Origin of the sequence: Brevibacterium sp. UCMA 11752 (assembly GCF_021532235.1) — a bacterium.
GTDB lineage: Bacteria > Actinomycetota > Actinomycetes > Actinomycetales > Brevibacteriaceae > Brevibacterium > Brevibacterium antiquum.
On sequence record NZ_JACBOS010000003.1, the window covers coordinates 2,936,687 to 2,954,765 of the forward strand.

The window sequence follows — 18,079 nt, forward strand, 5'->3', positions numbered from 1 at the left end:
TCACATGGCGACCCCGGCGTCAATAACTAGATGGTTACCTTTAGACTGGGGACATGCCACCAGATGCCACTGACACCAAGCGACGTATTCTCAGCGCAGCGCGTGCCGAGTTTGCGCAATTCGGTCTCGCTGGAGCCCGTGTGGATCGGATCGCTGATGAAGGGCGGGTCAATAAACGATCGATCTACGTCCATTTCGGACCGAAGGGTGACCTATTCGATCTGGTCGTGGCGACAGCGCTGACGGAGATGGCTGAGGAGGTGCCCTTCACTGCCGAAGACCTACCTGCGTATGCAGGAGCACTCTTCGACTATTTCGTCGCCCACCCGGAGATTCTGCGACTCACCTCATGGGCGAACTTGGAAAGAGCTAAGGCATCGGCCGATGAGATCGAAGCCTACGCGCCTAAGGTCGCCGCCCTCACTGAATTCTTTGGTGACAACGCAGTCGACGTGCTTGCTCTATTGCTCGGTCAGGTCACCGCCTGGCAGTACGCATCTTCTGCGCTTCGAGCCCACTCAACACATGATGAGTGGGCTACGAAACGTCTTCAGCAACACCGCGAAATACTCATGGTTTCGGTACGAGCACTAGTTGGCACCACCTCCACCGTCAATCACACCTACTGAGCTGGAATTGACTCTTTCACTGACGGAGCAGTCGGCACCGAGACTGGAGCTGACTTTGTTGGCTCTGGCTCACTGGACTCATCAGGCCTCTCGATGGTGATCGTCACCTTGGCCTCTGCGGTCTGACCGCGAGCGTCGGTGATTGAGTACTTCAGCGAATCGCGGACGGCATCTCCCTCGTCTGGTGTGTAACGGATTGAGGTGCTTCGACGGCTGCCTGGCCATTCTTTGGAGCATCGACAATTGCGATAGTGATGTCACCGCGGAAGTCATCGTTGCCAGTGACATCGATGAGCACTGAATCGTCTTTCGCAGTGTCAATGGTGGCTTCATCGTCTTCGGCAACAGGCTCAATCGGAGTGAAGACCTCGTAACTGACGCTGACGCGAATGCCGTCGGCACTCTCTTCAGTCTCGACATGAACCACGACGACAGCATCCTCGCCATAGTCATGCAGGAGGTCGAAGCGGTCGAGAGCTGAGGCCAATAGCTCATCGATAGCATCGCCGTCCGTGTCTGTGACCTCGATCTGGCCGAATGGGTCCGAGGTCTCATAGGCGTCCTTATCTTCCGGCGCCTCGGTCACGAGCAGTGTGGTCCCAGCTTCGCCGCGCTTGCCATTGAGCCCGTTGATTACAGAGTCTTCGGCCACTGGCGGGTACTGCGGGTCGGGATCTTCGCCGTCGTCGTCCCCGCCCCCGGCGTTGGCGTGACCATTCGCGTTGGAGTCGGAGCCGTCGCTGTTGCTGGATCCATCCGCGGAGCCAGTCGAGCCACCGTCTGAACTCGAGGCGTCGGATGAAGCGTTATCGCCGCTGCCGTCATCGTTGCCACTCTGGGCAGAATCGGACCCCGTATTCGAATCAGGGGCACTGCCGCTGCCGTCGGAATCGTTGTTGGCGTTAGCTGAAGCTGAAGCCGTGTTGGTGCTATCGTCACCGTCCGACGAACCGCTGCCGGCATCATCGTCGTCACCGGGGTTCGGGTTCGGTGGGCTTGGAGGGACGATGGGCGAACTGCCTTCGCGATCATCAGAGCCGTTGTCACCCTCATTATCTTTCGCTCCCTTGTCGTCTTCTTCGTCGTCGTCATCAGAGCTGCCAGGGCCAGTCGGGTCAGGAATATAGGGTGCGTTGTCTGAAGGTGCCTGCGGCATCGCAAAATTGTCACTTCCGTCATCTGGCTGGCCACCCGAGGCATTGTCACGTCCTGGGTCACCAAACGGATTTGAAGTGTCTGACGGCTCATTCGAGGCCGACTTATCCGTCTGGTCATCGTCGCCCTCATCACCCTCATCGGCGGGGATAGTGAAAGACGGGTTCGGCGTCTTCGAATCTGTGACCTTCGACTGAGAAGTCGGGTCGGACAGCAGCGTATTCACGGAACACGACACCGCTGTGACCAGCAGCGCAAGCACAATCGCAACGATCGCTCCAATCTTCACTTTCGTCGAATTGCCCTTGGAAGTCGTCTCATCAGCCATATATTCAGTACTCCGTGTGTTGATACGAAAAAGTCCCTACCCCTATCTATGCGCCGATTCTCAGCGCAGTCGACAGGTGCAGGGACTCGTTCGGTCTTCCTCAGCCGTTGTTCTCCATCACGTTGAGGATCTTCTTGCTGGCCAGAGCACGGATGACAGCCAGTTCATTGTCGACCTCGATGATCTCAACATTGCCCGTAGGCCGAGGAGTATCGGTGTTCGGCGAGAACTGCGTGCTGGCAACGATGAGCGGGATCTCCTCATGCGTCCAGTCGATGATTCCGAAATCATCTTTGAAGCCCGAGAGCAGAATCTCCTCGTCACGCTGCTCCAGATGCTTCTGCCCGTTCTCGGCAAGATAGCCACCGTAGATAAGCTCGGTGATGACCGGGATGACCGAATCCTCGATCAGAGAGATGCGGGCCTTGAGAGCCTCCGAGTCATCGAGGTCAGAGTAGCCGTCGATGACGAAGTCGGGGACCTCGGAGGCAGATTTGCAGCCGTGGTACTCCGTCTCCTGGGTGCCCTTGTCGAGGGTGATGACGACGAAGGGAAGTGCGGTCAGGTCGGTGTCGTTGTCGATGATTGTCATGGTGTGTCCTTCTGAGTTGAAATTGCGCTCACTAGGTCTATGCCCCATCACCTGATGTTTGTCCGCCACCCTTCGATGGGGCTGAACTCGAGCTGCTGGGCTCCGAGGATTTGGCCCCCGATGGAGACGCTGAGGCACCGGTGGACTGGCCGGATTTCGCCTTTGGTGCGGGCACCTTCTCGGCACTCGTACCGCCGTCTGATTTCGCCGGAGCATTCGGAACCGAGGACGGAGAATGAAGCGACTTCGGATTCGAGGCACGTTTTGTCGTCACGCTGCTCGATTTCTCGGGAGCCTTGGGCGCTGGTGCTTTTGCCACGGGTGCCTTTGGCTGTGTGGGTGAGCTCGCTGGCTTTTCCACCGTTTTCGTCGGAGCCTTAGCGACAGCCTTCTTCGGAGCCTCAGCCTTGGGTGCCGGAGTTGCCTTCTTCTTAGCGGGCTGTGTGTTGACGGCCTTCGGTGCAGGTTCAGACTTTGGCTTCTCGGCAGGCTGAGTCTCGGCGACTTTTGGTTTGCTCGACTTCTTCTTCGACGAACTGTCGCCCGTGGAATCTCCCTTCTTCTTGGCTGGCTGAGTATCGACAGCCTTAGGAGCGACCGACTTCTGCTCGTCATCGGACTTCTCGTCCTTGGGCGCCTCTTCACCGCTGGCATCAGGCTTCTGCGACTCTTCTTCATCAGTCGACTCAGGATCCTCGACAGTCCCGTGGGCCATATCGTTCGATACCTTCTCTGAGCCCTTGCCGGCATCATCCTCGGTCGTGGATTCGTCCGAGTCCTCAGAATCCTCTTCGTCGACCGGTGCGATCGCCATATCGTTCGAGACCTTCACCATGGAATCTGGCCTCTTCTCGTCGTCATCGCCAGCTTCATCTGAAGCCTTGGAATCATCAGCGTCACCGGATGAGGTCTCATCAGCTTCGGCCGACTTCTCATCATCGTCTGGTTTCGCATCCGCGAGCTCGGCGCTCTTGGACTTCTCAGCTGGGGCGCTGGCGTGGGCTTTGCCGTCCTCACCAATGGTGATGGTGACCGTTCCTTCAGCCTCGTCATTCTGCCCCGAGCGATTCTTGTCTCGATCCTGGGTGTGACGAACCTTGTAGGTGAACGTCACTTCTTCGCCGGGCTCATATTCTGAGGCATCGAAGGTGATCTCACCGGAATTGGCATCCCACGTCAGACCTTTGACGTCGTCGCCGGTGACTTCGGTAACTTCACCGTCGAGGACCTTGTCGTTCTTCGTCAGGTCATCAAACGTCAGCTTCACAGACGAACCGGCATCGACGCTGTAGTGGTCATCTTCTGCCTCCGGTGGCTTGAGGCGGTACTCGGTGATCGTCATGGTCGACTTCTCACCATCGCCGACACCATAGAGAGTCAGATCATCGGCATTCGGGTAATTCTTGAGGAACTCCCAATACGATCGACTCCCCTGCGGGACCCCAGACGTTCAAACCTCACGAGGTGAGCCTGGACCGTACATGGGTTCAACGCTCAGCACGCCAGCATTCGATCAAGCACTTCGGAGTGCCATTGGATGAGGACTGAATCCAAATTGCGGCATGATCACACGTAGCGCGGCCAGCAATCTCAATTGTGTACAGACAGTGACCCCAAAGGTGGACAATTTCATCTTTTTGAGGGATGTGCTGATCGAACCTCATCGGGGACAGTGGAGAAGTTGCAACTACTGAAAGGACTTCCCTGTGTACCTGCTACTAATATCAAATGCCCGATCGAACACAGTGAACGCGCGCCCATCCAGGCCTGTGTTCCTGGTCCGAGGCTGATCCAGTCGGACCAATTTCGCCGAACTGATGGCGAGTTACTCGACGCGCACCCCGAAACCACGTCACCCAATGTCGTCCAGGTATAAGCCGATGGGACTGGCCTCACCGGCTCTACCGCTATCGAAGCCAACTTCGTCAAGGAGCAAAATCCGGAGGTCGGGTGGGCCGTACATCCAACTTGAAAAAGAGGAAAAATTGAACAAGTCGTTATTGTCCACCATCCGAGTCTTTGCTGCCCTAACTGTGGCTTGTCTACTCGCTGGGTCACTATCCTTCGTAGCCCCCAACACCGCTGAAGCCGCTACCAACCCTGGAAAGGTAATGTGGCAGACAAAGGTATCTGGCAAGACCGGGGGTCTCCGGTACGGAACCACGAAATGGGGCTACGTGCATATCAAGCAAGGCGGCTCGACTGGCAATACTTCAAATCACGAGCTGTCTTCGGCCGCGAAGCGGCAGTGGGCCAGAGCCCTGAATTCCAAGAAGCCACATCGCGCGAAGAACGGCCTTCTTGTTTTTGCGGCGCAATACAAAATCGGCAAAGGCAAGAAGCAGAACCGCACCATGTGCGTCGTTTACAACACCAAGAAGGTAAAGTTCAAAGGCTTCAGGAAGCCGCAAGAGGCCGGCATCGTTACCGCGTATTGGAAGAAGGGAAACCACTCAGCCCGTGGATGCAATTAACGAAATACCGATTGGATCGATAGTCGTCAGCGACGACACCAAATCTGATTACGCTGTGGTCCGAGATACTCCCGGCCCAGACACCGTCGGTGAGCTTTCTATGTACGATTCGATCGGACAGGCATACGTCTCTGAGAAAAATGGGATTACTAACGTCGTGTCGGTAGAGACTCTTCGCCTGGCAACAGACGACGAACGCAAATCCGCGGGCTTCTAGCCTGGTTAGACTCATAGCGAAGGGCAGCTGACTGGTCAACCTGTTCACAGGTGGGCCCGTCGGCTGCCTGATTGGACCTAGGCACTCGTCCGATCGCCGACAAGTGAGACACCTAGCCTCACCGTCTAGAGGCTCAACTTCGCAGGCTTACTGGGAATATCGGCGGATCATCTGAACATTCGATCAAGCACTTCGGAGTGCCGCTGCTCGTTTACCTGGCTTGCTACACAGGCATGAGGTGGGGAGAGATTACAGGGCTCCGAGTCGGCGATCTGGACTTTGAGAAGCGACGAGTCAGAATCGTGCGCAATGCTGTTGAGTCAGGTAGCAAATTCCACGTGGGCACTCCGAAGAGTGGAAAGAAGCGAACCGCACCTCTGCCCGGCTTCCTTGCGGATGAGTTGAAAGACTTCTGCGCAGAAAAGTCACACGCCTCATTGGTTTTCGAGGCTCCGCGCCGTGGCGGATTCATTTTGCGACCAAAGCCGAAAGGTCGCAGCGAAGGTGGGACGGGTGGTTCATGGTGGGCATTGGCCAAAGAAGAGGCGGAGGTTCCGCCGCAAATGCGTATCCACGATATGCGCCACACAGCTGCCAGCCTGGCTGTTCAGTCAGGCGCCCACGTCAAGGTTCTCCAACACATGCTCGGTCATGCATCGGCGGCGATGACTCTTGACACGTACTCGGACCTTTTCGACGACGATTTGGACCAGGTTTCAGAGGCTTTGGATGCTCATAGATCAGAACAGTTAAGAATGAAATGTGGGCAAAATGTGGGCAAATGAGCCAAATCCAACGGCCCGACTAGCACTTCTAGGCTTCTCACCAGGCAACTTATCAACTGTTCAAAGGTGGGCCCAGAGGGACTTGAACCCCCGACCCTCTCGGTGTAAGCGAGATGCTCTAGCCAACTGAGCTATAGGCCCCACAGCAAATCGAGAGCTATGGCTCTCGATCGCGCTTGACCAGTATGCCATACGGCAGGCGGGCAGACGAATTGCTTGTCCTGTCGACTTGTTCGTTCAGACGACCTCGGTGCGAAGGAGGCGTGCCGCGATTGTCGCGAAGTTCTCACCTGCATCGTCGTTCCCTATGCCGAAGAGGCTGCGGTTCTGCTCGATCGCCACGGCCCCGAGCGCATGTGCCATCACACCCTGGGAGACCGTCTGTCCCAATGCGTCGACGCTCAACGCGCTGGGAGTCACTTCGCTGGGGGAAATCGAGTAGCCGAGCAACATGATCTCAGCACCGTCACGGTATGTGAGCAGGATGTCACGCAGCGCCATCACAGCTACAAGTGGGTCAGAAGTCGACGGGCATCGCGCATCCACCTCTGCGTTCATGCGTGTGGCGATGAGGACGAAGAGCTCCTGTTTATCCTTGACGTGCCAATACAGGGCGGAGGGCTGAACCTCGAGCTCACGCGCGAGCCTGCGCATCGACAGATCGCCCAATCCGTAGCGTGAAAGGATGTCGAGGGCGGTTGTCGTGATGCTCCCGGCAGTCAGTGCCAATGAGACTTTCCTTCCATTCACAGTCGGTTGACCGTACCGATTTTTCAGAACGCGTCGCCATCGCTATAGTAGTTCCTGGTCACGGGATATAGCGCAGCTTGGTAGCGCGCCTCGTTCGGGACGAGGAGGTCGTGGGTTCGAATCCCGCTATCCCGACCAATGAAATGTGTCGCGACATCGTTCACTCGATGTTGCGGCACATTTTTCTTGTCCTTAGGTGCCCCGGTGGATATCCCGCCTGGTCAGAACCGGTGGAATCCACATTGGAACTGCGCCGGATGATCAGCTGACATCGGTTCGAATGGTCAGCATGAATGCTGAGTCCTCGTGCGCCTGCACGGAGTGTCGCTCCGGAGGAATCGTCATGAGGTCTCCGACGCGAAGGTCCCACGAGTCCTCTGCTGATGACAAAGCCACACTCCCCCGCAGCACCTGCAGCGTCGCCTCTGGCGGTGAGTCATGCTCTGCCATCGCGGTCCCTGCCGTCAACGTCAGCAGGGCCTGCTTGAGATAGCGCCCGCTGTAGACGCTGTGGGCTGCCCGCCCGCTGTTGGCGCCCCGTGCCTTTTCCAGAAGTTCGTCGGCCAGCTCGCCGAGGTTCTGGGCGTGTGAATTGTCAGTCATCATCTGTCCTGTCCTGCTCGTTCGATTTTTGCTGCGCAGACCTCTCAGTCCTGATGCTAACTTGTAGTTGATCGATGTGAGACTGACTTTGGAGGTTGACCATGGCCGATGGCCCAGTATCCGAAACCATTGACGTTCGGACGGTTCCCAAGCCTGAGCGGCATCCGCTCATCATGGCGGCCTATCAGAAACTCGATGTCGGTTCAGGTCTGATCCTCATCAACGACCACGAACCCAAGAATCTCAAGGGTGAGATGGAGGAGGAGTTCGCCGAGGCGATGGCCTGGGAACCACAGTCATCAGATGACGAGGATTTCCGGGTCCTCATCAGCAAACGGGCAGCGACGCCTCTCCCCCGCGTCCTGGCCGATGTGGAGGAACTCAACGGGCCTGCGGAGACCTCAGGTTCCGTATGGCAGCTCCAGCCTCAGTCGCGTGATCTCGATGCGAACATCATCGCGCTCGCACCCGGTGGTGAGATCAAGGAACACATGGGGCCCGGCCTCGATGTGCTCATCCACATCCTCGACGGCGGCGGAACCCTGGAGACAGAGCTGACCACGATCCCGCTCGCACCGGGCCAGATAGTCTGGTTGCCGCGTCTCTCTCGTCGACGCTTCCTCGCCGATGAGTCCCAAGGCCTGCGATATTTCTCAGTCCATCAGCGCAAACAGGGACTGACGATCACCAGTCGACACTGACTCAGCCGAAGCATCAGTGCGACCCTGCGGTCCAGGCTGTGATCAGGGCGCTGGCTCGGGGTCATCTGGGCGGCCAAACGCAATGGCGATGAGTCTGCGCAGCACCGCCTCGTCGATGTCTTCCAACTTGCGCACATACACGCATCCAGCGCCCTCGGTGTACGTACCGAGGCTGCTCAGCAGCGCCGCTCCGGCAGGTGAGTCTTTGAGCCCGTAGAGCGAGAGCTGAGTCTTACGGGGTGAGAACCCGGTCTTTGGCCAGTGACCGCGGTTGCGCGGATTCGATGGCGAAACGTACTGATACTGTCCGTACCCCACGATCGACGGACCCCACATCACCGGCTGCGTGCCGGTGACCTCGGCGAAGATCGCAGCCAGCGCGAACCCATCCTCGCGTCGCTTATTGGGAACGGCAGCTGCAAGGAACTCGTTGACGTCAACGTCGGTGGGCTGTGTCTTCTGAGCGGTCATGGTTCAATTATGGCCTCTCGACGGTGATCAGGCACCGCAGCGAGGCTCAGGCGCCGTCGGGAATCCAGGCCGAACCATCCTGAACCTTGTAGATGAGGTTGGTTCGGGTGTGGGCGACCGCCGGGTAGCGGGTGAGGTAGTCCAGAACGAAGGACTGGACCGCCTCGGTGTCGGTGGCGACGATGTGGAGCAGATAGTCATCGGCTCCGGCCATGTGATACATCCGCACCACCCCGGGGAACTGCGGTGCCGCGGCGGTGAAGGCATCGATCTCAGCTCGGTCATGTTTGGCCAGACGGATGGAGATCAGAGCCTGCAGCGGGATGCCCACAGCTGCAGCATCGATGTCGACACGAAAGCCTCTGATCACGCCCAGCGTCTTGAGACGTTTGAGGCGAAGCGAAACCGTCGACTCGGAGATGCCGACCGCCGAGGCCAAGGCGGTGCCCGATGCTCTGGCATCATCGCTGAGAGCCTTGAGCAGCTGTCGATCAACATCATCGAGTTCCACTTTCTGCGACATGACTCACAGTCTGGCATATAAGATTCAAGAAGCTTCGATGGGAATACAGAAAATCACGGATTCTTGACTGATGATTGCGGTTCATAACAGGAATAGCTTGAATGCTGACATGACCTCACTGCACCCAGAAACGCTCATGGTCCATGGCGGCATGGAAGGCCTCACCGAGGCAGGAGTCCACGTTCCGGCCATCGACCTCTCGACCACCAACCCAGTCAACGATGTCGCCACCGGCGGTGACTCCTACGAATGGCTGGCGAGCGGGCATTCGCTCAAGGACGGCGATTCGGCCGTCTACCAGCGCCTGTGGCAGCCCGGTGTCGCACGCTTCGAAACGGCCCTGGCCGAGCTCGAGCACGCCGACGAAGCGGTCGCATTCGCCACGGGCATGGCCGCAATGACCGCGGCCCTCCTCGCAGCCGTCAGCGCAGGAACACCCCACATCGTCGCAGTGCGTCCGCTCTACGGCGGAAGCGACCACCTCCTCGAATCCGGACTGCTGGGCACGCGGGTCACTTGGGCCGAAGAATCCGACATCGCCCAGGCGATCGAGGACGACACCGGACTCGTCATCGTGGAGACCCCGGCCAACCCCAGTCTCGACCTCGTGGATCTCGACGGCGTCGTCGCAGCCGCCGGCAACGTGCCTGTGCTGGTCGACAACACCTTCTGCACCCCCGTGCTCCAGCAGCCCATCTCCCACGGAGCAGCCCTCGTTCTGCACAGCGCGACGAAGTATCTCGGCGGTCATGGCGATGCCATGGGCGGCATCATCGCCACGAACTCCGACTGGGCGATGCGTCTGCGCCAGGTCCGAGCCATCACAGGAGCCCTTCTCCACCCCATGGGTGCCTACCTCCTCCATCGGGGACTGCGCACCCTTGCCGTGCGCATGCGCGCGGCACAGACCACCGCCGGTGAACTCGCCGAGCGTCTGGCTGCGCACCCTGCCGTCGCCGTCGTCCACTACCCGGGGCTGGACGGCCAGGACCCGCGCGGACTGCTCGGGCGCCAGATGTCCGGTGGTGGAGCCATGATCGCATTGGAGCTGGCCGGCGGATTCGAGGCCGCACGCAGCTTCGTCGAACACTGCAGCCTCGTCGTCCACGCGGTGTCCCTGGGCGGCGTCGACACTCTCATCCAGCATCCGGCGTCACTGACTCACAGGCCGGTTGCGGCCACGGCGAAACCCGGCGACGGTCTCATCCGGCTCTCGGTGGGGCTCGAGCACGTCGATGACCTGGCAGACGATCTCATCGTCGCTCTCGACGCGAGCCGAGCCGCAGCCTGAGCCGGCCGACCTTCTGCCGCTGCCGATCCGAGGAGGGCGTGTACTCTTTTCCTCATTGACATTGACGCGACGTCAACTTCTAAGCTGATCGTCATGGACTGGTCCATACAGGAAACAGCGCGGATGACGGGGACGACGAGCCGAACGCTGCGTCACTATGACGCAATCGGACTGCTGCCACCGACGTACACTGCCGACAACGGATATCGCTATTACGACGAGACAGGGCTGTTGCGCCTGCAGCGCATTCTCCTGCTCAGGGAACTCGGGATGCCGTTGACGAAGATCGCCGAGGTGCTCGAGAGCACCGAGGACCCGATCGCGGCATTGTCCGAACACGTGGAAATGCTCGGACGCGAGCGTGACCGCGTCGAGCGGCAGATCGCCGCCGTCACCGCGACCATCGCACGATTGGAAGCAGGTGAACCTCTCATGGCAGAGGAAATGTTCGACGGTTTCGACCATCGCAGACACAAAGAAGAAGTGACGCAACGCTGGGGCCATGCCGCCTATGAGTCGTCTGCGCAATGGTGGGAGTCAATGAGCGCCGAAGACAGGCAGGCTTGGAAGGCGATAGTCGACCAGTTGAGTCAGGACTGGGCGAACGCCGCCGAGGCCGGGGTCGGCCCCGAAACGAAGTGCTGCCAGGAGATGGCCCGTCGTCACGTTCAGTGGCTGACAGCCGTGCCGGGGACTCCGGCAAATGATCCCGACGGTGATATGGACGGATATGTCCGCGGTTTGGCAGACATGTACGTCAGCGATCCGCGTTTCGGTGCCAATTACGGGGGCACCGAGGGCGCCGAGCTGGTCCGGGACTCACTCAATCTCTACCTGGACGCACACGCGGATTCCTAAAAGCAGTCAGGACTGCTGCTCCAGGGCTCGTCGAATCTTCTCGGCGGGCCCTGCCAGCTGTTCAGGGGTCTGCATGGGCGCACGGTCAGAGATGTCGAAATCGTCCATCGAGTTCGTCGGCAGGACGTGGATGTGCAGATGCGGGACCTCGTAGCCGACGACGAGCAGCCCGATGCGCTCACAGTCGAGGGCCTCCTGCTGAGCACGTCCGATCTGTCGCGCCACCGCCATCAGGTGGTCGAGCAGGTCCTGGTCGGCGTCGATCCAGTGTGAGATCTCGTCCCGGGGCACGACCATCGTATGGCCCTCGGTCATCGGCGATACATCGAGGAATGCAACGCACACGTCGTCCTGGTAGACGAAAGTGCCCGGAATTTCCCCGTTGATGATCTTGGTGAAGATGGTGGCCATGTTTCATTCCTCCTTGCTGATCCGATGATCGCATTGGCTCAACCGCAGAGTGCTCGCGCTTGAGCGACATCAACGGAGAAGTCACGCGTCTCGGTTCGTGCGACCTGACGACTGGTCACGATCGTACCTGTTCGGGAGATGACGAAGACTCCGCGTTCGGCCACACCGTGATCAGCGTCGAAGACCCCATACGACCTGGCCACATCGCCGTGCGGCCAGAAGTCCGAGCCGAGATCAAGGCCGATCTCTCTTTCCTCCGACCACGCGGCGAGTGTGTACTTCGAATCCACGGACATGGCGATGATCTCGACCGGGAGAAACTCAACCTCCAGCGACTGTCGCAGGTCATCAAGGGCGCTGACCTCATCACCGCAAACGGGTGAGAAGGCGAACGGAAAGAAGACGAGGATGACAGCCGAGCGACGTAGAACCTCGGCGAGGTGGAGCGTAGACCCGCACTGATCGGGCACGCGGAAATCGGGGGCCCGGTCTCCGGGCCGAAGGATCATGAATAGTTCTTCTTGCCCACCAAACGGAAGCCGGCCCAGTATTCGGCAGCGCTGACCGTCGAGGTCACATGCATGCCAGCTGTGGGAGCTGCCTCAGAAATGTCGGCCGGGCTGATATGCCCGGGGCGACTTGCCTTGGGAGACAGGAGCCAGACGACTCCGCCTTCCTTCAATGTTGCCTGCGCGTCGACGAGACCATCAATGAGGTCGTCGTCGTCGGAGCGCCACCACATCAGAATGACGTCGAAGACATCATCGACATCACCGTCCGCGATCTTCTCACCGATGATGTTTTCGATCGCCTGGCACAGGTCCAAGTCGACGTCATCGTCGTAGCCGATTTCTTGCACATAGTCTCCCGCAGCCAAACCAAGGTTCTGGCCCAGCTCGTTGGGGAGGGTCGACGTGGAAGATGTCCTTTCAGAAGAGGAGTTACTCATGCCCTTATTGTTCCGTCAAGTGTGCCGGAGGTGCAAATGACGGCGCGCCAACCCGGTGCAATCCACGTCAAAGAGCATCGAAGACCACGAACTCGTCATCGAGATCACAAGATTTCGCCCCAGCGAAGTTCGCGCGGGAGGACTAGGCTGATGGGAGTATCTGGTGGACCCTGGGCTCAATCATGATTTGATCTTCCATTCCACTCGATCACCCGGATCTCAACACCAACGAAGATCGTGGAGCGGAAGAGAGGACCACACCGTGGACAATCGGAAACAGGGCGGACCGATACTCAATGGGCTGCCCAGCCAGGTGCCCGACATCGATCCCGAAGAGACTGATGAGTGGCTGGCATCGCTGGACGGCCTCATCGACGAGGGCGGACGGTCACGCGCACGTTACGTCATGCTGCGGATGCTTCAGCGTTCGCGGGAGAAGCAGATCGGCGTGCCCAGCCTGACAGCCACCGACTACGTGAATACGATCGGGCCTGAGAACGAACCGTGGTTCCCCGGTGACGAAGAGGTCGAGCGCCGCTACCGGCGCTGGAACCGCTGGAATGCCGCAATGCTCGTCCACCGTGCCCAGCGGCCCGGAGTCGAAGTCGGCGGACACATCTCAACCTATGCTTCGTCCGCCACGCTCTACGAAGTCGGACTCAACCACTTCTTCCGCGGCAAGGACCACCCTGGCGGCGGCGATCACATCTTCTACCAGGGTCACGCCTCCCCCGGAATGTACGCCCGCGCCTACCTCGAAGGCCGGATGAGCGGAGACGATCTCGACGGATTCCGTCAGCAGCAGTCCCACCAGATCAACGGCAAACCCGCCGGTCTGCCGTCGTATCCGCACCCGCACCAGCTTCCTGATTTCTGGGAACACCCGACGGTGTCGATGGGTGTGGGACCGATCAATGCGATCGCCCAGGCACAGTTCGACAAGTACCTGCACAACCGCGGCATCAAGGACACCTCCCAACAGCAGACATGGGCCTTCCTCGGTGACGGTGAGCTCGACGAGCCGGAGAGCCGCGGAATGCTCCAGGTTGCCGCGTTCGAAGAGCTCGACAACCTCAACTTCGTCATCAACTGCAACCTGCAGCGCCTCGACGGACCGGTCCGCGGCAACGGCAAGATCATCCAGGAGCTCGAGGCCTACTTCCGCGGCGCCGGTTGGAACGTCATCAAGGTCGTGTGGGGCCGCGAATGGGACGCCTTGCTGGGCAAGGACCGCGACGGCGCACTGGTCAACCTCATGAATGCCACCCCCGACGGTGACTACCAGACCTACAAGGGAGAGTCCGGCGGATTCGTCCGTGACAACTTCTTCGGGCGCGATCCGCGCACCAAGGCCATGGTCGAGGACTACAGCGATGAGAGGATCTGGAACCTCAAACGCGGCGGTCACGACTACCGCAAGGTCTACGCAGCCTACAAAGCAGCCTTCGAACATACCGGGCAGCCGACTGTCGTCCTCGTCAAGACGGTCAAGGGCTATTCGCTGGGGCCTCACTTCGAGGCTCGCAATGCGACCCACCAGATGAAGAAGATGACGATCGACGATCTCAAGCTGGCTCGCGATCACTTCCAGATCCCGATCTCCGACAAGGACCTCGAAGCAGACCCCAAGCAGCCGCCGTACTACCATCCCGGAGAGGACGCTCCGGAGATCAAGTACATGCAGGAACGGCGTCAGAAGCTCGGCGGCTACTCCCCCAAGCGTCGCAGCAAGCACATCGATCTCAAACTGCCCGCCGACAAGGCCTTCGATGCAGGCAAGCGCGGATCGGGCAAGCAGACGATCGCCACCACCATGGGATTCGTCCGCGTACTCAAGGACCTCATGCGGGAGAAGGAATTCGGCAAACGCATCGTGCCGATCATCCCGGACGAGGCCCGCACGTTCGGCATGGACTCGTTCTTCCCGACGGCGAAGATCTACAACCCGCACGGCCAGAACTACATTTCGGTCGACAGGGATCTCTTCCTCGCCTACAAGGAAGCCACCGACGGCCAGCTGCTCCATATGGGCATCAACGAGATAGGTGCCACCGCGGCACTGACCGCCGTCGGCACCTCCTACGCCACACACGGCGAGCCGATGATCCCGTTCTACATCTTCTACTCGATGTTCGGCTTCCAGCGCAGCGGTGACTTCTTCTGGGCGGCAGGCGACCAGATGGCACGCGGCTTCATCCTCGGAGCCACTGCCGGGCGCACCACTCTCGTGGCAGAGGGACTGCAGCACGGTGACGGGCATTCGCATCTGCTGGCGTCGACCTACCCCTCGATCGTGTCCTACGATCCCGCCTACACCTACGAGATCGCCCGCATCGTCCGTGACGGCATCCACCGTATGTATGATCCGGCCGATGAGCGCGACCCCAACGTCATGTACTACCTGACGATGTACAACGAGCCGATGGTCCAGCCCCCTGAACCAGAGGACCTCGACGTCGACGGCGTGCTCAAGGGTATGTATCTCCTGGCGAAGGGCCCGGACAACGGCGGCCCGAAGGTCCAGCTCATGGCCTCCGGCGTGGGCGTCCCCTGGGTTCTCGAAGCCCAGGAGCTGCTGGCCGAGGATTGGGGCGTATCGGCAGACGTGTGGTCGGTGACCTCGTGGACCGAGCTGCGTCGCGATGGCCTGAATGCCGAAGACGGCCGACTGCTCGATCCCGATGCCGAGGCACGCGTGCCCTATGTGACTCAGAAGATGGCTGAGGTTGAGGGGCCGGTTGTGGCGACCTCGGACTTCATGCGCGCGGTTCCGGATCAGATCCGTCAGTATGTGCCAGGCCACTTCACATCCCTGGGCACCGACGGCTACGCGATCTCGGACACCCGTCCAGCAGCGCGCCGCTACTACCACGTCGATGGGCCTTCGGTCGTGACACAGGCTCTGATCTCCCTGGCCGACACCGGGGCGATCTCGATCGACAAGGCCGCCGAGGCGGCACGGAAGTACCAGCTCGACGACGTCACCGCGGGTACCTCAGGCTCGACCGAAGGTGCCGGCGCCTGATCGCATCGCGCTGAGCGGCGGATTCGATAACGTACTCGACACCGCTATGAGTGTGGCCGGAGTCTCTAAGACTCCGGCCACACTTGTCTCAATCGACAAAAACTTGTGTGTCGCACACAAGCGAATTGTGCCGAAGCGTTTAAAGTGGTGCCTATGACAACTGACGCCGAGACGCTCCGGCGCCGGGCAGAGACGGCACGCCGTCTGCGGGCAGGAGTGGGAGTCCTCTCCACTGTGACCCTGCAGAGACTTGAAGCTCGGCTCCCCTGGTACCGCAGCATGTCCCCCTCTGATCGATCCTGGGTCGGGCTGTTGGCGCAGTCGGGCATCTCGTCCTTCATCGACTGGTACCGCAAACCCGATACGGATCTGCGAGTCGTCAGTGAGATCTTCAAGTCCGCCCCACGCGACCTGATCCGAGCAATCAGTCTCCAGCAGACTCTTCAGCTGCTCAAGATCGTCGTCGAAGTCGTCGAGGAGAGAGTGCCCGACATTGCACGTGCGGTCGAGCAGCCGGCGCTGCGGGAGGCCGTTCTCGTCTACTCTCGTGAGATCGCCTTCGCCGCCGCAGACGTCTATGCCCGAGCCGCCGAGGCCAGGGGCAGTTGGGACGCTCGCTTAGAGGCAATGGTCGTTGATGCTCTGGTTCGCGGCGACTCCGTCGATGAGCTGGCCAGCCGCACTGCTGCCTTCGGGTGGCAGTCGGAAGGTCCCGTCAGCGTACTTGTCGGACGGGCCCCGCAGAGGTCAGCCAAGCGCGGCCTCGACGTCATCCGACGCAAGGCCCGGAAATGGGCCGATGATGCCCTCGTCGGCATTCACGATAACCGACTGCTCATCGTCCTCGGCGGTGCCACCGAACTCGATGAAGCCGTTGAGGAACTTTCCGAATCCTTCGGACCATCCGAAGTAATCGTCGGACCCAGAGTTCCGAGCCTGGCAGAGGCCGCCACCTCGGCGAAGGCAGCGATCATGGCGCTCAAGGCCGCCACCGCCCGCCCCGACTCCCCCCGCCCCGTCAGGGCAGAAGAGCTCCTGCCCGAACGCGCCCTGGCCGGAGACACCGTCGCCCTGAACGAACTCATCAGCCGGTACTACGAACCATTGACCTCGGGGACCGGGCAACTGCTCAAAACGGTCAGCGCCTACGTCGAATTCGGATCGTCTCTGGAAGCCACGGCCAAGGCACTTTCGGTCCACCCGAATACGGTGAGATACCGGCTCCGGAAGATCACCTCGGCGATCTCACTCGATCCCACGGTCTCCCGCGACGCATTCGTCATCCACATCGCATTGGTCTACGGGCGACTGTCAGATGCCGGGCTATTGTCGAACACCGACAAAACACACTGATTTAAAAGATCCATCCACTAGATTGAACACCGAAGTCGAGTGAAAAGAGAACTGAGTGCTAGCAATCACGTGCCCGGGCCAAGGCGCCCAGAAGTCGGGTTTTCTGAGTTCCTTCCTGGAACTCGACGCCTTCGCCGCACAGATCGACGAACTCTCCTCCGCATCCGGGATCGACCTGCGCCTGCACGGAACCGAATCGGATGACGAGACCATCAAGGACACAGCACTGGCACAGCCGCTGCTCGTCGCCTCAGCGATCGCATGCGCCGCTGAGCTCGGAGCCAAGGCAGAGTATGTCGCCGGGCACTCCGTGGGCGAGATCGCTGCCGCACAGATCGCCGGTGTCTTCTCTCCAGCCGATGCCATGCGCTTCGTCGCAGTGCGCGGCGCAGGGATGGCAGCGGCCGCGGCGCAGACTCCCACAGGCATGTCAGCCGTCGTCGGCGGCGAACCTGCCGACGTTCTGGCAGCCATCGAGGCAGCAGGTGCCAGCCCAGCCAATGTCAACGGAGGCGGACAGACGGTGGCAGCGGGATCCTTGGAGCATCTGGAGAAGCTGGCGGAGAACCCGCCGGAGAGAGCACGCGTCATCGCTCTGCCCGTAGCTGGTGCCTTCCACACCGAGTACATGGCTTCGGCGACCCAGGAACTGGCCGCCACTGCCTCGGCGCTGGAGATCGCAGATCCTTCCACTTATGTCCTCAGCAACTGCGATGGAACGGTCGTCGAGAGCGGTCAGGACTATGTCGACCGCCTCGTCAAGCAGGTCACGAACCCTGTTCGCTGGGATCTGTGCCAGGAGACGCTGTTGAATGCGGGAATCACCGGAATGATCGAACTCGTCCCCGGTGGCACTCTGACCGGAATCGCCCGACGCGCCATGAAGGGCGTGGAGACATTCGCCATCAAGTCCGCTGCAGACCTCGGCGGTGCGCGTGACTTCGCCGCGGCCCACGCCTGATCA

20 protein-coding genes and 2 tRNA genes are annotated in these 18,079 nt (G+C 60.0%); 10 read left to right on the forward strand and 12 right to left on the reverse strand.

The features are described from left to right. The first annotated feature begins 53 nt into the window (after positions 1-53). The gene (locus HU144_RS13060; protein WP_235351675.1) at positions 54-629 is read left to right on the forward strand and encodes a TetR family transcriptional regulator; all 576 of its coding nucleotides are present in this window, start codon (positions 54-56) and stop codon (positions 627-629) included. Here HU144_RS13060 and HU144_RS19555 read toward each other — a convergent pair. The 4 genes from HU144_RS19555 to HU144_RS13075 form a co-directional block, all read right to left on the reverse strand. Then, the gene (locus tag HU144_RS19555; RefSeq protein ID WP_442862672.1) at positions 623-826 is read right to left on the reverse strand and encodes an Ig-like domain-containing protein; all 204 of its coding nucleotides are present in this window, start codon (positions 824-826) and stop codon (positions 623-625) included. The genes HU144_RS13060 and HU144_RS19555 overlap by 7 nt on opposite strands. Continuing rightward, entirely contained in the window at positions 781-2,112 is a 1,332-nt protein-coding gene (locus HU144_RS13065; protein WP_235351676.1) for a hypothetical protein, read from the reverse strand. The genes HU144_RS19555 and HU144_RS13065 overlap by 46 nt, the downstream gene beginning before the upstream one ends. Before the next feature lie 100 nt (positions 2,113-2,212). Continuing rightward, on the reverse strand, positions 2,213-2,704 hold the full coding sequence (locus HU144_RS13070) for a hypothetical protein (RefSeq protein ID WP_235351677.1): 492 nt from the start codon (positions 2,702-2,704) through the stop codon (positions 2,213-2,215). A 37-nt stretch (positions 2,705-2,741) separates the two neighbouring features. Beyond that, on the reverse strand, positions 2,742-4,046 hold the full coding sequence (locus HU144_RS13075; RefSeq protein ID WP_235351678.1) for a hypothetical protein: 1,305 nt from the start codon (positions 4,044-4,046) through the stop codon (positions 2,742-2,744). A 769-nt stretch (positions 4,047-4,815) separates the two neighbouring features. On the opposite strand from HU144_RS13075, the gene HU144_RS13080 reads away from it, so the two are divergent. Together HU144_RS13080 and HU144_RS13085 are read left to right on the forward strand one after the other, a co-directional pair. Next, positions 4,816-5,178, forward strand: coding sequence for a hypothetical protein (locus HU144_RS13080; protein ID WP_235351679.1), 363 nt, complete (start codon positions 4,816-4,818; stop codon positions 5,176-5,178). 414 nt (positions 5,179-5,592) lie between these two features. Continuing rightward, the gene (locus HU144_RS13085; protein ID WP_328284293.1) at positions 5,593-6,180 is read left to right on the forward strand and encodes a tyrosine-type recombinase/integrase; all 588 of its coding nucleotides are present in this window, start codon (positions 5,593-5,595) and stop codon (positions 6,178-6,180) included. 67 nt (positions 6,181-6,247) lie between these two features. On the opposite strand, the gene HU144_RS13090 is transcribed toward HU144_RS13085, so the two are convergent. Both HU144_RS13090 and HU144_RS13095 read right to left on the reverse strand, forming a co-directional pair. Continuing rightward, a tRNA-Val gene (locus HU144_RS13090) sits at positions 6,248-6,321 on the reverse strand. Between the two features lie 96 nt (positions 6,322-6,417). Further along, entirely contained in the window at positions 6,418-6,909 is a 492-nt protein-coding gene (locus HU144_RS13095) for a TetR/AcrR family transcriptional regulator (RefSeq protein ID WP_235351680.1), read from the reverse strand. Between the two features lie 82 nt (positions 6,910-6,991). Here HU144_RS13095 and HU144_RS13100 point away from each other — a divergent pair. Further along, a tRNA-Pro gene (locus HU144_RS13100) sits at positions 6,992-7,068 on the forward strand. A gap of 123 nt (positions 7,069-7,191) precedes the next feature. Here the strand turns inward: HU144_RS13100 and HU144_RS13105 are convergent. Then, positions 7,192-7,533, reverse strand: coding sequence for a LuxR family transcriptional regulator (locus tag HU144_RS13105; RefSeq protein ID WP_235351681.1), 342 nt, complete (start codon positions 7,531-7,533; stop codon positions 7,192-7,194). 101 nt (positions 7,534-7,634) lie between these two features. Between HU144_RS13105 and HU144_RS13110 the strand changes: the two genes are divergently transcribed. Beyond that, positions 7,635-8,234, forward strand: a complete 600-nt coding sequence (locus HU144_RS13110) for a DUF2249 domain-containing protein (protein ID WP_235351682.1) — start codon at positions 7,635-7,637, stop codon at positions 8,232-8,234. Positions 8,235-8,276: 42 nt separating this feature from the next. Here the strand turns inward: HU144_RS13110 and HU144_RS13115 are convergent, their stop codons facing one another. Next, on the reverse strand, positions 8,277-8,705 hold the full coding sequence (locus HU144_RS13115; RefSeq protein WP_235351683.1) for a DUF1801 domain-containing protein: 429 nt from the start codon (positions 8,703-8,705) through the stop codon (positions 8,277-8,279). Positions 8,706-8,751: 46 nt separating this feature from the next. Continuing rightward, positions 8,752-9,228 carry an Lrp/AsnC family transcriptional regulator gene (locus HU144_RS13120; protein ID WP_235351684.1) on the reverse strand — a complete coding sequence of 159 codons (477 nt, stop codon included), beginning with the start codon at positions 9,226-9,228 and terminating at the stop codon, positions 8,752-8,754. Between the two features lie 109 nt (positions 9,229-9,337). Between HU144_RS13120 and HU144_RS13125 the strand changes: the two genes are divergently transcribed. After that, positions 9,338-10,519, forward strand: coding sequence for a trans-sulfuration enzyme family protein (locus HU144_RS13125; protein WP_235351685.1), 1,182 nt, complete (start codon positions 9,338-9,340; stop codon positions 10,517-10,519). 93 nt (positions 10,520-10,612) lie between these two features. Further along, on the forward strand, positions 10,613-11,377 hold the full coding sequence (locus HU144_RS13130) for a MerR family transcriptional regulator (protein WP_235351686.1): 765 nt from the start codon (positions 10,613-10,615) through the stop codon (positions 11,375-11,377). A 6-nt stretch (positions 11,378-11,383) separates the two neighbouring features. Here HU144_RS13130 and HU144_RS13135 read toward each other — a convergent pair whose 3' ends face one another. Genes HU144_RS13135 through HU144_RS13145 form a run of 3 tightly spaced genes read right to left on the reverse strand, consistent with a single transcriptional unit; the run spans position 11,384 to position 12,737 of the window. Beyond that, on the reverse strand, positions 11,384-11,788 hold the full coding sequence (locus tag HU144_RS13135) for an HIT family protein (protein WP_235351687.1): 405 nt from the start codon (positions 11,786-11,788) through the stop codon (positions 11,384-11,386). Positions 11,789-11,826: 38 nt separating this feature from the next. Further along, a complete protein-coding gene (locus tag HU144_RS13140; protein ID WP_235351688.1) occupies positions 11,827-12,297 on the reverse strand; it encodes a peroxiredoxin in 471 nt (156 codons plus the stop codon). Then, the gene (locus tag HU144_RS13145; protein ID WP_232488055.1) at positions 12,294-12,737 is read right to left on the reverse strand and encodes a DUF3052 domain-containing protein; all 444 of its coding nucleotides are present in this window, start codon (positions 12,735-12,737) and stop codon (positions 12,294-12,296) included. Before HU144_RS13145 ends, HU144_RS13140 begins: the two co-directional genes overlap by 4 nt. Before the next feature lie 262 nt (positions 12,738-12,999). Between HU144_RS13145 and aceE the strand changes: the two genes are divergently transcribed. The 3 genes from aceE (at position 13,000) to HU144_RS13160 (ending at position 18,076) form a co-directional block, all read left to right on the forward strand. After that, positions 13,000-15,762, forward strand: coding sequence for a pyruvate dehydrogenase (acetyl-transferring), homodimeric type (gene aceE, locus HU144_RS13150; protein ID WP_235351689.1), 2,763 nt, complete (start codon positions 13,000-13,002; stop codon positions 15,760-15,762). A 153-nt stretch (positions 15,763-15,915) separates the two neighbouring features. Further along, a complete protein-coding gene (locus HU144_RS13155) occupies positions 15,916-17,115 on the forward strand; it encodes a PucR family transcriptional regulator (RefSeq protein ID WP_235351691.1) in 1,200 nt (399 codons plus the stop codon). Between the two features lie 55 nt (positions 17,116-17,170). Continuing rightward, positions 17,171-18,076, forward strand: a complete 906-nt coding sequence (locus tag HU144_RS13160) for an ACP S-malonyltransferase (protein WP_235351692.1) — start codon at positions 17,171-17,173, stop codon at positions 18,074-18,076. The last annotated feature ends 3 nt before the right edge of the window (positions 18,077-18,079 follow it).

Bases quoted from the DNA above. Each gene is read 5' to 3' on its own strand.
- HU144_RS13115 (WP_235351683.1), bottom strand. From the start codon at position 8,705: ATGACCGCTCAGAAGACACAGCCCACCGACGTTGACGTCAACGAGTTC.
- HU144_RS13075 (WP_235351678.1), bottom strand. From the start codon at position 4,046: ATGACGATCACCGAGTACCGCCTCAAGCCACCGGAGGCAGAAGATGAC.
- HU144_RS13135 (WP_235351687.1), bottom strand. From the start codon at position 11,788: ATGGCCACCATCTTCACCAAGATCATCAACGGGGAAATTCCGGGCACT.
- HU144_RS13120 (WP_235351684.1), bottom strand. From the start codon at position 9,228: ATGTCGCAGAAAGTGGAACTCGATGATGTTGATCGACAGCTGCTCAAG.
- HU144_RS13070 (WP_235351677.1), bottom strand. From the start codon at position 2,704: ATGACAATCATCGACAACGACACCGACCTGACCGCACTTCCCTTCGTC.
- HU144_RS13125 (WP_235351685.1), top strand. From the start codon at position 9,338: ATGACCTCACTGCACCCAGAAACGCTCATGGTCCATGGCGGCATGGAA.
- HU144_RS13080 (WP_235351679.1), top strand. From the start codon at position 4,816: ATGTGGCAGACAAAGGTATCTGGCAAGACCGGGGGTCTCCGGTACGGA.
- HU144_RS13140 (WP_235351688.1), bottom strand. From the start codon at position 12,297: ATGATCCTTCGGCCCGGAGACCGGGCCCCCGATTTCCGCGTGCCCGAT.
- HU144_RS13130 (WP_235351686.1), top strand. From the start codon at position 10,613: ATGGACTGGTCCATACAGGAAACAGCGCGGATGACGGGGACGACGAGC.
- HU144_RS13065 (WP_235351676.1), bottom strand. From the start codon at position 2,112: ATGGCTGATGAGACGACTTCCAAGGGCAATTCGACGAAAGTGAAGATT.
- HU144_RS13105 (WP_235351681.1), bottom strand. From the start codon at position 7,533: ATGACTGACAATTCACACGCCCAGAACCTCGGCGAGCTGGCCGACGAA.
- HU144_RS13145 (WP_232488055.1), bottom strand. From the start codon at position 12,737: ATGAGTAACTCCTCTTCTGAAAGGACATCTTCCACGTCGACCCTCCCC.
- HU144_RS13060 (WP_235351675.1), top strand. From the start codon at position 54: ATGCCACCAGATGCCACTGACACCAAGCGACGTATTCTCAGCGCAGCG.
- HU144_RS13110 (WP_235351682.1), top strand. From the start codon at position 7,635: ATGGCCGATGGCCCAGTATCCGAAACCATTGACGTTCGGACGGTTCCC.
- HU144_RS13155 (WP_235351691.1), top strand. From the start codon at position 15,916: ATGACAACTGACGCCGAGACGCTCCGGCGCCGGGCAGAGACGGCACGC.